Origin of the sequence: Rhodococcus sp. SORGH_AS_0303, from assembly GCF_030819335.1 — a bacterium.
In the GTDB taxonomy this organism is placed as follows: Bacteria; Actinomycetota; Actinomycetes; order Mycobacteriales; family Mycobacteriaceae; genus Rhodococcoides.
Genome location: NZ_JAUTBO010000001.1, coordinates 465,884 through 478,944 on the forward strand (window position 1 = coordinate 465,884; position 13,061 = coordinate 478,944).

Sequence of the window (13,061 nt, forward strand, 5' to 3'; positions counted from 1 at the left end):
CCGCGCCGAGGAACCAGCAGGAGGCTGCCATGACATCGACCCTGAACAACCCCGGAGCAGCGACGCCGCAGGAGCCTACCGGGCCGCCGCCGACGTTCGAGGTCGGTGCGCGGGTACGTACCCGGCACTCGATCGACCGCGACTCGGATCCGACGACGTGGCCTCTCGAGACGGGATCGATCGTCGAGGACTTCGCCGACTTCGTGGACTCGTCGTCCGTGGGTCGGGACTGGGCCGTGGCGCACCGGTGGGCGGTGGCCCTGGACAACGGGTGCCTGGTGTTCCGCGACACCGACGACCTCGAGGCCGCCGGCGACCTGACCTCGACCGCGGAGACGTCAGCGCGGAAGCAGTAGCACCAGCACGGTCACGCCGGCGATGACGATGGCCGCGCGGAACGGTGTCCGTCCGCTGCTCGTCGACGCGATCCACGCGGCGACGACCACGACGGCCAGAGCGGCTCCTCCCGCTGCGGTCGACACCCCGGTGCGCCCGAGAGCCCCGCTCCCCACGACCCCCACGATCGATGCGGTGACGAGCACCCCCGCGGCGAGTGGAGCGACCACGCGAGCAGGGAGTCGGTGTGCCAGCCCGCGGACTCCCGTCGCCGTGTCGTCGGCGATGTCGGGCAGCACGTTGACCAGGTGGGCGCCGAAGCCGAGCAGCGCCCCTACCGTGATCATCCACCACGGCGGCATCGCGTCGGCCACGGTGAGCGAGACGACCACGGGCGCCGATCCGAACGCGACGGTGTACGGCAGCCACGACACGACGGTGGATTTCAGACCCAGGTTGTAGGCGAGGGCCGATCCGACTCCCAGCACGAGGTGCACCGCACCCGGAACGACGCCGCACAGCATGGAGAACACCACGCAGACCACCGCCACGACCGCGACGCTCACCCGCACGGTGGCGGGGTCGAGGCGGCCGACGGCGAGCGGTTTGTCCGTGCGGCCGACCGCGGTGTCCCGCGGGGCGTCGATCAGATCGTTGGTCCAACCGACGATCAGCTGCCCGCTCAGCACCGCCACGACCACGACGACGAGGAGCCCCGCCGAGGGTGGGCCGATGCTGACCGACAGCAGTGCCACGAACGTCGTGACCGCGGCGGCGGGGCCGGGGTGGGAGGCGACGAGGAGAGCGGAGAGTCGACTGCCCATGTACCGGAACAGTACTCAGCTGGCGCGAGCGTCCTCGCGTGCCGGGGCTCCCGCGTCCCGCTCCCGGCGGGCGTCCTCGAGCACGACGAGCCTGCCGAGTGCCGTGCGCGCGTGCATCTGCTGCTGCGTGACGGTCAGCTGGGTGCGCGCTCGGCCGAGGAACGTCCACGTCCAGTTGAAGACGGTGGTGAGTCGGCTCTTGAATCCGACGATGTAGACGAGGTGCACCGCGAGCCACATCAGCCATGCCAGGAAGCCGGTGATCTTGACGGGTCCCACCTGCGCCACGGCCGAGAATCGCGTCACGGTCGCCATGCTGCCCTTGTCGCGGTAGCGGAACGGGGTGCGCTCGGGGCGCGGTGTGTCGGTGGCAGCGGCGCGGACGTCGGCAGTGATGCACCGCGCGGCGTAGCGGCCGCCCTGGATCGCCACCTGGGCGACGCCGGGGAGCTTGTCGCGCGCCATCATGTCGCCGACCACGAAGACCTCGGGGTGGCCCGGCAGTGTCAGATCGGCCTCGACGAGCACGCGGCCCGCGCGGTCCACCTCGGCCCCGGACTTCGCCGCGAGCTGTGCCGCGAGCGGGCTCGCGGAGACACCGGCCGACCAGACCTTGCAGGAGGACTCGATGCGGCGCTCGGTGCCGTCGCTGTCGCGGACAGATAATCCGTCGGCGTCGACGTCGGTGACCGCGGCGCCCAGCTCGACCTCGACGCCGACCTTCTCGAGACGTCGTCGAGCATTCTCGCCCAGCGAGTCGGCGAAGGGCGGCAACACCTTCGGGGCCGCGTCGAGCAGAATCACGCGGGCGTCGCGGCTGTCGATCGTGCGGAACGTTCCGGCGAGGGTGCGGCGCGAGAGCTCGGCGATCTGGCCCGCCATCTCGACACCCGTGGGGCCGGCGCCGACGACGACGAACGTGAGCAGCCGTGCGCGCTCGACGGGGTCGGTGGTGAGTTCGGCGGCGTCGAACGCGTTCATGATGCGCCCGCGCAGCTCGAGGGCGTCGTCGAGCGTCTTCATGCCGGGGGCGAACTCGGCGAAGTGATCGTTGCCGAAGTAGGACTGGCCGGCGCCCGCGGCGACGACGAGGCTGTCGTACGGAGTGACGGTGACGCGGCCACGGCTGACCGAGACGACGGTGCGCGCCTCGAGGTCCACCTCCGTGACGTCGCCGAGCACGACGGCGGCATTCGCCTGGTTCTTGAGGATGAGACGGGTGGAGGGCGCGATCTCGCCCTCGGAGAGGATCCCGGTGGCCACCTGGTAGAGCAACGGCTGGAAGAGGTGGTGCGCGGTGCGCGCCACGATCGTCACGTCGACGTCGCTGCGGCGCAGGGCCTTGGTCGCGAACAGGCCGCCGAATCCGGAGCCGACGACGACGACGCGGTGCGGGGCTGTGGTGGTGGTCACGGTGCCCGTTCCTCTCACTTCACGTGGCCGACCTGCGGGTCCGCCTCCGACGGGGTTTCCGTCTGTGACCCAGACCATACACGGCGCGCTCGATTTGTCAGAACAAATAGGTGGAACAGGGCGAACGCCTACGATTCGAGCATGGATCGCCCCGTGGTCGCCCTCGAGAACGCCGACGCCGTGTACGAGTACTACCGGGAGCATCAGCAGAATCGACGCGTCACGCGGCTCGCCTACGGGGCTCTCGCCGGACGGTTCCGACCCCGCGTCCGGTACGGCGACGGTGCTCGCGAACGCCTCCGCTCCCTCATCTACGACGACACGCGGTTCATCCTGGCCGTGAACCACGTCAGCGAGACCGACCCGTACACGGTCGCCGCCGCCGCGTGGTCCAGCGCGCTGCGACCCGTCATCGGCCGCACCCGCGTCCTGGCCAAGGACGAGCTGTTCGTCGAGACCGAACCGAACCGCCCGCGGACCCGCCGCATCGCCGAGCGGACGTCGCAACGACGTCGCATCGAGATGATGGGCGGCATCCCGGTGTTCCGCAGCCGCGACCACGGTCTGCGCGCCGTGTCTCGGGCCGGCAATCTCATGATGGACGTGTGTGCCGAAAGGCTTTCTCGTGGTGACGATCTCGCGATCTTCCCGGAGGGCACGTGCAACGACGGTGATCCGACAGTGCTCCAGCACGTCGGGAGCGGGATCGGGCACATCGTCGCGCGCGCACGGACTCGCGGCGTCGAACCGAGGCTCGTGGTGATGGGGCTGCACTACGGACCGCCGCCCGGCAGGTACCGCTCGGCGAGCGTGCACATCGACGTGCCGGACATCGTGCTCCCCGACAAGCCGGTCTCCATCGCGCGCACCGTCGCCGAGTACCTTCAGGTGGCCGTGGAGTTGTCGGTCCGCCAGTACTGACTGGTGGTTTTGTCCGGTCGGACCGAAATGTCATGTGCTGCATCGTTGTTCACATTCGGTTCGGCTCCTGCTCGCCTGCCGTGCGCCTGACGTCGAGGTGACGGGAGCAGCGTCGTCTCCATGGTGGAGAACGCACTGAATCCGGCCGGGGAGATCGTCGACACAGGAGTCCCCGCCCACATCGCGGCGAACGCTTCCATCGCCGAGCAGCACGACTGGCACCTGAGCAATCTCCGTCGCCATCGGGTGTCCCGTCGCAACTTCCTCGTGGGTGCTGCCGCCGTCGCCGCGGCGGCCGGGGTGGGAAACCCCGGTTGGAATCGCGTCGCCTACGCGCAGGACGCGCCGCTGACCGTCGGAGGACGGCATCTCTCCTTCGGCTCCGACGCCGCGACGCAGCTCCGGTTCTCGGCGCAGCTCTCCCGCAATCCCGGACTCACCGGGGTGTTTCTCGACCACGGTCCGACCCCGGCACTGGGCGCCACGACGTCGGCCGAGGTGCGCAACCTGGTGAGCCAGGTACCGCGGTCCGACGGCGGCATCCTGGCGGCCGAGCAGTTCTACGTGCACGTTCCGGTGGACGGGCTCACTCCGCGTCTTCCGCACTACTACCGGTGGCGCACCGCCGACGGCTACGTCAGCGATGTCCGCAGTGCCGCACCGGCTCTGCCGCCGGGCCGGCTCGCACCGTTCCGGTTCACGATGATGGGAGATCAAGGCGTCGACGAGACGCCGACCCAGCCTCCCGGCCTGAAGCCCGGTGACTACGACGATCTGTACTACAAGCCCGACAACGAGCCGTCGGCCAAGCACGCGGCCAACATCGTGCGCCAGATCGCCGACTCGCGGCCCGACTTCCACATCCTCGCGGGCGACATCGCGTACGCGGACCCGTCGGGACAGGGCCGCACTCCTCGCTTCGTACCCAGTGGCGGCACCGTCGACAAGGCCTTCGACAAGTTCAACCCGTACGTCTGGGACGGCTACCTCGCGGCGATCGAGCAGAGCGCGGCGTCGACGCCCTGGCTCTTCGCGACCGGAAATCACGACATGGAGGCGCTGTACGGGCCGAACGGGTACGGCGGCCACGCAGCTCGATTGGACCAGCCGGACAACGGCCCCGCCGGGTGCCCGTCGGTCTACTCGTTCGTCCACGGCAACGTCGCCGTGCTCTCGCTCGACGCCAACGACGTCTCGAACGAGATCCGCGCGAACACGGGCTACAGCGGCGGACGTCAGACGGGATGGGTGGAGTCGACCCTGGCGCGCTACCGGGCCGATCCGGCCGTCGACTTCATCGTCTGCTTCTTCCACCACTGCGCGTACTCGACGACGAAGGACCACGCGAGCGACGGCGGCGTCCGCAGTGCGTGGGCGGGGCTCTTCGACCGGTACCACGTCGATGTGGTGCTGCAGGCGCACAACCACGTGTTCGAGCGGTCCGATCCGATCCGCGGCGGGTCGCCGACCCGCGTCGCCGGTGACCGGTCGGAGGTCACCTCCGTCTCGGACGGCACCGTCTACTACACGGTGGGCGGCGGTGGGCGCCCGCGTTACGGGTTCCAGGACGGCGAACCCGAGAGCTACCGCGGCAACGAGGTGGCCGACACGTCGGTGCCGAACAGCTACGTCGTCGCCGCGGACGGCTCGAAGGTGCCCGAGTCGCTCACCTGGTCACGGGTGCGATTCCGCAACTATTCGTTCGTCCGCGCGTACGTGACGCCCGGGATCCCCGGCATCACACCGAGTCGGATGCGCATCGCCGCGGTCGACGAGTACGGGCGGGAGTTCGACGAGGTGACGTTCCGTCGCGACCTGCCGCTCGCGTTCGGCAGCTAGCTGCCGGCCATGTGACCGTCGGCAGCTAGCTGCCGGCCATGTGACCGTCGGCAGCTAGCTGCCGGCGATGTTCACCATCCAGCCGATCCCGAACCGGTCGGTGAGTATCCCGAAGGTGTCGCCCCACGGGGCCGTCTCGAGCGGGACGCCGAGGGTGCCGCCCGCGGCGAGCGCGTCCCAGTAGCCGCGCAGTTCTGCCTCGTCGTCGCCGCTCAGGGACACCGTGCCGTTTGTGCTCACCTCCATCGACGACGGAGTGTCGGCGCCCATCAGCGTGAAGCCGCTCGGGGTGTCGAGCTGACCGTGCATGACGTTGCCCGACTCGGACTCCTCGACAGGCATGCCCGAGTCACCGAACGTCGACAGCGTGAGTTCTCCGCCGAACACGGTGCGATAGAACTCCATCGCCTCCCGCGCCGTGTCCCGGAACGACAGGTACGGATTCAGTCGGGTCGTCATGGTGAGCCTCTTTCTCGAGCAGGGGTGGTCCGCCGACTCCTGTGACTTGATAGAAAGAGTGGGAGCCGCGGGGTTTCGGGGCCGAGATGAGAAAGAGGGTAGTCGTGAGCGAGCAGGTCAGGACAGCAATCGTCACGGGAAGTGCGCGAGGAATCGGTGCCGCCGTCGCCCGACGTCTCGCCGCGGACGGCTTCGGTGTCGCCGTCGTCGATCTCGACGAGGCGGCGTGTGCCGGCACGGTCGATGCGATCACCGCAGCCGGTGGTCAGGCCATCGCCGTCGGCGCGAACGTCGCGGACGAGCAGTCGGTCGTCTCTGCGGTCGAGCGCATCGCCACCGACTTCGGGGCGCCCACGGTGCTGGTGAACAACGCCGGCATCCTGCGCGACAATCTTCTCTTCAAGATGTCGGTCGACGACTGGGACGCCGTGCTCGGCGTGCATCTGCGCGGATCGTTCCTCATGTCCCGCGAGGTGCAGAAGCATCAGGTCGAGGCCAAGTGGGGACGCATCGTCAACCTGTCGTCCACCTCGGCGCTGGGCAACCGCGGTCAGGCCAACTACGCGGCCGCCAAGGCCGGCATGCAGGGCTTCACCAAGACCCTCGCCATCGAGCTGGGCCGCTACAACGTCACCGTCAACGCGATCGCACCCGGTTTCATCGAGACGGAGATGACGGCGGCGACGGCCGAGCGCGTCGGCGTGCCGTTCGAGGACTTCAAGAAGGGTGCCGCGTCGCAGATCCCGGTCAACCGCATCGGTCAGCCCGAGGACATCGCCCACACGGCATCCTTCTTCTGCAGTGAGGGTGCAGGATTCGTGTCCGGCCAGGTCGTGTACGTCGCGGGCGGGCCGAAAGACTGACGTGAAGTTGCTGCTGCTCGCCGACACCCACGTCCCCACCCGCGCGCGGGATCTGCCCGCCGCGGTGTGGGACGCGGTGGACGCGGCCGACCTGGTGGTGCACGCGGGTGACTGGATGGCGCCGTCATTGCTGGACGCGCTCGAGGAACGGTCGACCGATCTGCTCGCCTGCTGGGGCAACAACGACGGTGACGATCTCCGTGCGCGGTTGCCGGAGGTCGCACGGCGGACGGTGGAGGGTGTGCGCATGGTCGTCACGCACGAGACAGGGGCGAAGGGGGGACGGGAGAAGCGGATGGACGCGCAGTTCCCGGACACCGACCTGCTCGTGTTCGGGCACAGCCACATTCCGTGGGACACGCTGTCCGACAACGGGATGCGCCTGCTCAACCCGGGTTCGCCGACCGACCGTCGGCGGCAACCGCACTGCACCTACATTGCGCTGACCCTGAGCGGCGGTGCCGTCTCGGACGTCGTGGTGCACGAGCTGTGACGCGCATCGACGCCTGGACGTGGTCGGTGCGGCTGTTCAAGACGCGCTCCGCCGCCGCGTCGGCGTGCCGCGGCGGACACGTGAAGATCAACGGCAGCGCCGCCAAGCCGGCGCAGCACGTAGTGCCCGGTGACGAGGTACGCATCCGCGCAGGGGGATTCGAGAAGATCGTCGAGGTCACTCAGCTCGTGAACAAGCGAGTGGGAGCCCCGGCCGCGGTGGCGTGCTACATCGACCGGAGCCCGCCCCCACCGCCACGGGAACTGTTCGCCGCGGTGCCCGTTCGCGATCGCGGAGCCGGGAGGCCGACGAAGCGGGACCGGCGCGAGATCGACCGGTTGCGGGCGGCACCGCCGAGCGAGTGACGCACGGCGGTCCCGCCACCGGCGTCAGCGCAGCAGCGCCCGCGACATGACGACGCGCTGGATCTGGTTGGTGCCTTCGTAGATCTGCGTGATCTTCGCGTCGCGCATCATGCGCTCGACGGGGAAGTCGCGGGTGTAGCCGGCGCCGCCGAAGAGCTGGACCGCGTCGGTGGTCACCTTCATGGCGACATCGGACGCGAAGCACTTGGACGCAGCGGAGATGAAACCGAGGTTCTTCTCGCCGCGCTCGGCGCGAGCGGCCGCCGAGTACACCATGAGGCGGGCCGCTTCGATCTCCATCGCCATGTCGGCGAGCATGAACTCGACGCCCTGGAACGTGCTGATGGCCTTGCCGAACTGCTTGCGGTCCTTGGTGTACGCGATGGCCGCGTCGAGAGCGCCCTGCGCGATGCCGACGGCCTGCGCGCCGATGGTGGGACGGGTGTGGTCGAGCGTCGCGAGTGCCGTCTTGAAGCCGGTGCCGGGCTCACCGATGATGCGGTCTCCGGGGATGCGGCAGTTCTCGAAGTACAGCTCGCGGGTGGGGCTGCCCTTGATGCCGAGCTTGCGCTCCTTCTCGCCGACAGAGAAGCCCTCGTCGTCCTTGTGCACCATGAACGCCGAGATGCCGTTGGCCTTCTTCTCGGGATCGGTGACGGCCATGACGGTGTACCAGGTCGACTTGCCGGCGTTGGTGATCCAGGCCTTCGAGCCGTTCAGGATCCAGTCGTCGCCGTCCGCCTTGGCGCGGGTCTTCATGCCGGCGGCGTCGGAGCCCGCCTCACGCTCGGACAGTCCGTAGGAGGCCATCTCGCCCTCGGCGATGGAGGGCAGCACCTTCTGCTTGAGCTCCTCGTTGCCGCTGAGGATGAGGCCCATGGTGCCGAGCTTGTTCACGGCGGGGATCAGGGAGGAGGAACCGCACACGCGGGCGACCTCCTCGATCACCATGCAGGCCGCGACGGAGTCGGCGCCCTGGCCGCCGTACTCCTCGGGAATGTGCACCGCGTTGAAGCCGGAGGCGTTGAGGGCCTTCAGGGCCTCCTCGGGGAAGCGCTCCTGCTCGTCGACCTCGGTGGCGTACGGCGCGATCTCCTTCTCGGAGAGTGCGCGGATGGCGTCGCGGAGCTCGTTGTGCTCGTCGGCGAGCTGGAAGAGGTCGAAGCTGGGGTTGCCGGCCATGGGATGTCCGTTCGTCGTGGTGAGAGGGTCGTGGCACTCGGTGTCACGGAATGAGGCCAGCGTACCGGACCGACCGGCCGGTGACCATGGCTGCGTGGCACTTGGTGTCACTGGTCACGTGTGGGTGCTCCGGACCCGTACCGTCCGTCCCTTATTCTGGTGGTCGTGCACCACCAGGCGACGACCCGTGCGCCGGGTGCCCGGGCAGTCGGCGCGCGCAGGCCGGGCCACCGCGTCGATCTGGACGGTCTCCGTGGGCTGGCGATCGCCCTCGTGGTCGTCTTCCACATCTGGTTCGGCAGGGTCTCGGGCGGTGTCGACGTCTTCCTCGTCCTGTCCGGCTTCTTCTTCACGTCGATGGTGCTGCGCCGCGTCGAGCGAGCCGACGGTCCGGTCCTGCGGCCCCTCGTCGTCCGCACCGCCCGACGCCTGTACCCCGCGGCGGTGGTGGTGTTCGGCGCGGTGGCCCTCTGGACCGTGTGGGACCGACCCTTCACGATGTGGGACGCGACGACGCGGCAGTTCCTCGCGTCGCTGGCGTACGTCCAGAACTGGGAGCTCGCGCGGACCGCGTCCGACTACGCGGCGGCCGATCTGTCGGTCAGTCCTCTCCAGCACCTGTGGTCGATGTCCGTGCAGGTGCAGTTCTACGTCGGTGTCACGGCCGTGGTGTTCCTCGTCGCCGCGGCGTGCCGTCGGTGTGGTCGTCGGGACCTGACCACACCGGTGCTGGTGTCGGTGCTCGCGGTCGCCGCCGCGGTGTCGTTCGCCTATGCGGCCGACATCGGCCGCACCCACCAGGGGTGGGCCTACTACGACACCGGGGCGCGGACGTGGGAACTCGCGGTCGGCGCGATCGCCGGGCTGGTGATCGGTCGGGTCGTGCTGCCGGCCGCGTTACGGGCCGCGTCCGCCGTCGTCGGGCTCGCCGCACTGGTGGGCTGTGGGTTCCTCGTCGACGGTGCGGCGCAGTTCCCCGGTCCTGCCGCGCTGGTGCCGGTCGGGGCCGCGATGCTGCTGGTGCTTGCCGGTGCGGGTGCTCCCGAGTCACGAGCACCGGCCGTGATCCGCGCTCTCGAGTCCCGCCCACTGCAGTTCCTCGGCTCCATCGCCTACCCGCTGTACCTGTGGCACTGGCCGATCCTCATCGCGGTGCTCGGTACCGGGCACTCGGTGACCGTGGTGACGGGATCCGCCGTGGTGGTCGTCTCGATCGCCCTGGCCGTCGCCACGCGCTCGTGGGTGGAGGAGCCGGTGCACCGTCGGGGCGCGGGCCGCGGCGTCCTCACCGCCCTGGTGACCGTCGGAGCGATCGGCCTGGCCGCGGCGAGCGCGACCTGGCAGGGCTACCTCGATCGGGCGACGGCCCGACCGACCGCCGACGTGAGCGCCGACGATCGCTACCCGGGGGCGCTCGCGCTCGTCGACGGTGTGCCCGTGCCGGACGCTCCGATGCGACCCGCCGTGCTCGATGCGGACCTGGACCTGCCGCAGTCGACGCTGGACGGCTGCATCGCGGACATGACGCAGCGCGAGGTGATCTCGTGCGTGTACGGCGATTCCGACGCGACGCGCACCCTTGCCCTGGCCGGGGGATCGCACGCCGAGCACTGGCTCCCCGCACTCGACCGGATCGGCCGGGATCGCGGGTTCGCCGTGGTCACCTACCTCAAGATGGGGTGCCCGCTCGACATCGGCGAGCCGCTCCTGGTGGATCTGCCCTACCCGGACTGCCGGGACTGGTCCTCGGACGTGCTCGACATCCTCGCGTCGGACCGCCCCGACTGGGTGTTCACCACTTCGACGCGGCCGAGCCCCACGGAGTTCGGCGACGTCACACCCGACGCGTACCTCGACGTCTGGGCACGCTTGTCCGCGCTCGCCCTTCCCGTCGTGGCCGTGCGGGACACTCCGTGGCTCAGCCGGGAGGGCGTCCCGTATCGCGCCGCGGACTGCCTTGCCGACGGCGGCGACAGCGAGTCGTGCGGACTGCCGCGCAGCGAGGTCCTGTCCGAGATCGATCCGGCCCGCGCCGCGTCGCTGCCGTTCCCCTCGGTGGTTCCCGTCGACTTCTCCGATGCGGTCTGCGGTCCCGACGTGTGTCGCGTCATCGAAGGAAACGTGCTGGTCTACCACGATTCCCACCACCTGTCGGCGACGTACGTCCGGTCGCTCGTGCCGGTGGTCGACAGCACGCTCGGCGAGGTCACGGGGTGGTGGTGAGACCGTCCCCGAAGTGCTGCGCGAGCAGGGTCGTGACGTCCGCGACCGACGTCCCCGGCGGTAACACGAGTGCGGTGGGCCGGTCTCCCGCGGTGTCGGTGACGAACCGCCGCTTCACCGCCCCGAGGGCGCGCCGGACGTCCTCGACCTCCACTCGGGCCCCGTCGCGAAGCCACGTACGCAGCAGGTAGTTGTGCGTCGCCGTGACCGCGGCGGCGAACTGCACCAGGGAGAGCGGCTCCTGCGTCGGGGCGCCGCGGCGCAGGGTGTCGACGAAGACGCGCTCGTACCGCAGCACCATCACCAGTTCGCGCTCGCGCAGGGCGGGCACCGTCTGCAGGACGCGGTAGCGGCGACGGGTGGTGTCCGGCGTGCCGGAGAACCGGGCGAACACGCGCGCGGCGGCCTCGCACACGGCGTCGTACGGGTCGAGGTCGGTCGTTCCCAGGAAGTCCTGCACATGGGCGAGGGTGGCGTCGTGGTCGAGGAAGACCACGTCCTCCTTGGACCGGAACTGCCGGAAGAACGTGCGGCGCGACAGCCCCGCGCTCTCCGCGATCTGGTCGACCGTGGTGGCCTCGTACCCCTTGCTCTCGAAGAGCTCCAGCGCCGCACCCATGACCTCGAGGCGAAACCGGGCGTCCTCGGTTTCTCGCGGTTCGTCGTGGGCGGCCATGGCTTCACGGTAGCGTGAACTGCTCGGACCGGTGAGCTGCCGGAACGCACGTGACGGTGAAGGGACGAGGTCGTGGCGTTGGTGATGGGTGTCGATTCGTCCACCCAGTCGTGCAAAATCGTTGTTCGGGACGCGGATTCCGGTGAGCTGGTCCGCCACGGTCGGGCCGGCCATCCCGACGGCACCGAGATCGACCCGGCCCGGTGGCACGAGGCTCTCGAGACCGCTCTCGCGGACGCCGGTGGAATGGACGGCGTCGACGCGGTCTCCGTCGGAGCGCAGCAGCACGGCATGGTGTGTCTCGACGAGGCGGGCGAGACCGTCCGACCGGCGTTGCTGTGGAACGACACTCGCTCCGCCGAGTCGGCGCGCGACCTGGTGACCGAGCTGGGTGGAGGCCAGGAGTGGGCCGACGCCGTGGGCGTGGTGCCGGTCGCGTCCATCACCGCGGCAAAGCTGCGGTGGCTCGCGGATCACGAGCCGGAGAACGCCGATCGCACTGCGGCAGTCTGTCTTCCGCACGACTGGCTGTCCTGGCGCCTCGGCGGTGCTCGTGGACTCGACGCCCTGGCCACGGATCGGGGTGACGCCAGCGGCACGGGATACTTCTCGGCGGCCACGAACGAGTACCGCGTCGATCTGCTCGGTCTCGCGCTACGCGGGCGCACCCCGCACGTGCCCACCGTGGCGGCGCCCTCGACACGGATCGGCACGACTTCCGGAGGCGCGGCCATCGGGCCCGGAACCGGTGACAATGCCGCTGCGGCACTGGCTCTGGGTGCCGGCGAGGGTGACCTGGTGGTCTCCATCGGCACGTCCGGCGTCGTCTCGGCCGTGTCCACCGTGGCTCCTCGCGACCCGTCGGGACTGGTGGCCGGCTTCGCCGACGCCACCGGTCGTCAACTGCCTCTCGTCTGTACGCTGAACGCCGCGCGCGTGCTCGATGCGACCGCGCGCCTGCTCGGCGTCGACCACGACGAGCTGTCGCGGCTCGCGCTGTCCACGGAGAGCCAGGGCCTGGTCATGGTGCCGTACCTCGAGGGGGAGCGCACACCGAACCGGCCCGACGCGACCGGCGCGATTCATGGCCTGCGCCTGGGTAATTCGACCCCGGCGCACCTCGCGCGCGCCGCGATCGAGGGTCTGCTGTGCAGTCTCGCCGACGGGATCGACCACCTGGTGGCGCAGGGTGCGACCGTGTCGCGAGTGCTGCTCGTCGGAGGGGGCGCGAAATCCGAGGCGGTGCGCGTCCTCGCGCCGGGAGTCTTCGGCATGCCCGTCGACGTCCCGCCGCCCGGTGAGTACGTGGCCGACGGGGCCGCGCGCCAGGCGGCCTGGGTGCTGTCCGGCGGGGCCGAACCGCCCACCTGGGCCGCGGCGGACATTCCCCGGTACGAGGCGGACCCGACCCCGGCGGTGCGCGAACGCTACGCCGAGGTGCGGGACCTGACGGAGGGTGCCGGGTAG

13 protein-coding genes are annotated in these 13,061 nt (G+C 70.0%); 8 read left to right on the forward strand and 5 right to left on the reverse strand.

Annotated elements, in window-relative coordinates:
- Window positions 1–29 precede the first annotated feature (29 nt).
- Window positions 30–356, forward strand: a complete 327-nt coding sequence (locus QE449_RS02220) for a hypothetical protein (protein ID WP_307097131.1) — start codon at window positions 30–32, stop codon at window positions 354–356.
- On the opposite strand, the gene QE449_RS02225 is transcribed toward QE449_RS02220, so the two are convergent.
- Both QE449_RS02225 and QE449_RS02230 read right to left on the reverse strand, forming a co-directional pair.
- Window positions 339–1,160: a UbiA family prenyltransferase gene (locus QE449_RS02225; RefSeq protein WP_307108110.1), complete on the reverse strand. Its 822-nt coding sequence runs from the start codon at window positions 1,158–1,160 to the stop codon at window positions 339–341. The two genes, QE449_RS02220 and QE449_RS02225, sit on opposite strands and share 18 nt — an antisense overlap.
- Before the next feature lie 15 nt (window positions 1,161–1,175).
- Window positions 1,176–2,573 (reverse strand): NAD(P)/FAD-dependent oxidoreductase, encoded by a 1,398-nt coding sequence (locus tag QE449_RS02230; protein ID WP_027506135.1) that lies wholly within the window; start codon window positions 2,571–2,573, stop codon window positions 1,176–1,178.
- A gap of 141 nt (window positions 2,574–2,714) precedes the next feature.
- Between QE449_RS02230 and QE449_RS02235 the strand changes: the two genes are divergently transcribed.
- Together QE449_RS02235 and QE449_RS02240 are read left to right on the forward strand one after the other, a co-directional pair.
- Window positions 2,715–3,494 carry a 1-acyl-sn-glycerol-3-phosphate acyltransferase gene (locus QE449_RS02235; RefSeq protein ID WP_285186708.1) on the forward strand — a complete coding sequence of 260 codons (780 nt, stop codon included), beginning with the start codon at window positions 2,715–2,717 and terminating at the stop codon, window positions 3,492–3,494.
- A gap of 120 nt (window positions 3,495–3,614) precedes the next feature.
- On the forward strand, window positions 3,615–5,333 hold the full coding sequence (locus QE449_RS02240) for a metallophosphoesterase (RefSeq protein WP_307108111.1): 1,719 nt from the start codon (window positions 3,615–3,617) through the stop codon (window positions 5,331–5,333).
- A gap of 54 nt (window positions 5,334–5,387) precedes the next feature.
- On the opposite strand, the gene QE449_RS02245 is transcribed toward QE449_RS02240, so the two are convergent.
- The gene (locus tag QE449_RS02245) at window positions 5,388–5,792 is read right to left on the reverse strand and encodes a VOC family protein (protein WP_307108112.1); all 405 of its coding nucleotides are present in this window, start codon (window positions 5,790–5,792) and stop codon (window positions 5,388–5,390) included.
- Window positions 5,793–5,896: 104 nt separating this feature from the next.
- On the opposite strand from QE449_RS02245, the gene QE449_RS02250 reads away from it, so the two are divergent.
- The 3 genes from QE449_RS02250 to QE449_RS02260 are packed head-to-tail and all read left to right on the forward strand — an operon-like array spanning window position 5,897 to window position 7,513.
- Window positions 5,897–6,655 carry an SDR family oxidoreductase gene (locus tag QE449_RS02250; protein WP_027506139.1) on the forward strand — a complete coding sequence of 253 codons (759 nt, stop codon included), beginning with the start codon at window positions 5,897–5,899 and terminating at the stop codon, window positions 6,653–6,655.
- 1 nt (window position 6,656) lies between these two features.
- Window positions 6,657–7,148 carry a metallophosphoesterase family protein gene (locus tag QE449_RS02255; protein ID WP_307108113.1) on the forward strand — a complete coding sequence of 164 codons (492 nt, stop codon included), beginning with the start codon at window positions 6,657–6,659 and terminating at the stop codon, window positions 7,146–7,148.
- Window positions 7,145–7,513 (forward strand): RNA-binding S4 domain-containing protein, encoded by a 369-nt coding sequence (locus tag QE449_RS02260; protein WP_027506141.1) that lies wholly within the window; start codon window positions 7,145–7,147, stop codon window positions 7,511–7,513. The genes QE449_RS02255 and QE449_RS02260 overlap by 4 nt, the downstream gene beginning before the upstream one ends.
- 24 nt (window positions 7,514–7,537) lie before the next feature.
- Here the strand turns inward: QE449_RS02260 and QE449_RS02265 are convergent, their stop codons facing one another.
- Window positions 7,538–8,695 (reverse strand): acyl-CoA dehydrogenase, encoded by a 1,158-nt coding sequence (locus tag QE449_RS02265; RefSeq protein ID WP_307108114.1) that lies wholly within the window; start codon window positions 8,693–8,695, stop codon window positions 7,538–7,540.
- A 165-nt stretch (window positions 8,696–8,860) separates the two neighbouring features.
- Here QE449_RS02265 and QE449_RS02270 point away from each other — a divergent pair, with 165 nt between their 5' ends.
- The gene (locus QE449_RS02270; RefSeq protein ID WP_307108115.1) at window positions 8,861–10,918 is read left to right on the forward strand and encodes an acyltransferase family protein; all 2,058 of its coding nucleotides are present in this window, start codon (window positions 8,861–8,863) and stop codon (window positions 10,916–10,918) included.
- Here QE449_RS02270 and QE449_RS02275 read toward each other — a convergent pair.
- Complete coding sequence (locus QE449_RS02275; RefSeq protein ID WP_027506144.1) at window positions 10,902–11,594, reverse strand: TetR family transcriptional regulator; 693 nt, start codon at window positions 11,592–11,594, stop codon at window positions 10,902–10,904. The two genes, QE449_RS02270 and QE449_RS02275, sit on opposite strands and share 17 nt — an antisense overlap.
- A gap of 72 nt (window positions 11,595–11,666) precedes the next feature.
- Between QE449_RS02275 and QE449_RS02280 the strand changes: the two genes are divergently transcribed.
- Window positions 11,667–13,061, forward strand: coding sequence for a xylulokinase (locus tag QE449_RS02280; RefSeq protein ID WP_307108116.1), 1,395 nt, complete (start codon window positions 11,667–11,669; stop codon window positions 13,059–13,061).

Bases quoted from the DNA above. Each gene is read 5' to 3' on its own strand.
- QE449_RS02275 (WP_027506144.1), bottom strand. From the start codon at position 11,594: ATGGCCGCCCACGACGAACCGCGAGAAACCGAGGACGCCCGGTTTCGC.
- QE449_RS02240 (WP_307108111.1), top strand. From the start codon at position 3,615: ATGGTGGAGAACGCACTGAATCCGGCCGGGGAGATCGTCGACACAGGA.
- QE449_RS02225 (WP_307108110.1), bottom strand. From the start codon at position 1,160: ATGGGCAGTCGACTCTCCGCTCTCCTCGTCGCCTCCCACCCCGGCCCC.
- QE449_RS02265 (WP_307108114.1), bottom strand. From the start codon at position 8,695: ATGGCCGGCAACCCCAGCTTCGACCTCTTCCAGCTCGCCGACGAGCAC.
- QE449_RS02220 (WP_307097131.1), top strand. From the start codon at position 30: ATGACATCGACCCTGAACAACCCCGGAGCAGCGACGCCGCAGGAGCCT.
- QE449_RS02245 (WP_307108112.1), bottom strand. From the start codon at position 5,792: ATGACGACCCGACTGAATCCGTACCTGTCGTTCCGGGACACGGCGCGG.
- QE449_RS02235 (WP_285186708.1), top strand. From the start codon at position 2,715: ATGGATCGCCCCGTGGTCGCCCTCGAGAACGCCGACGCCGTGTACGAG.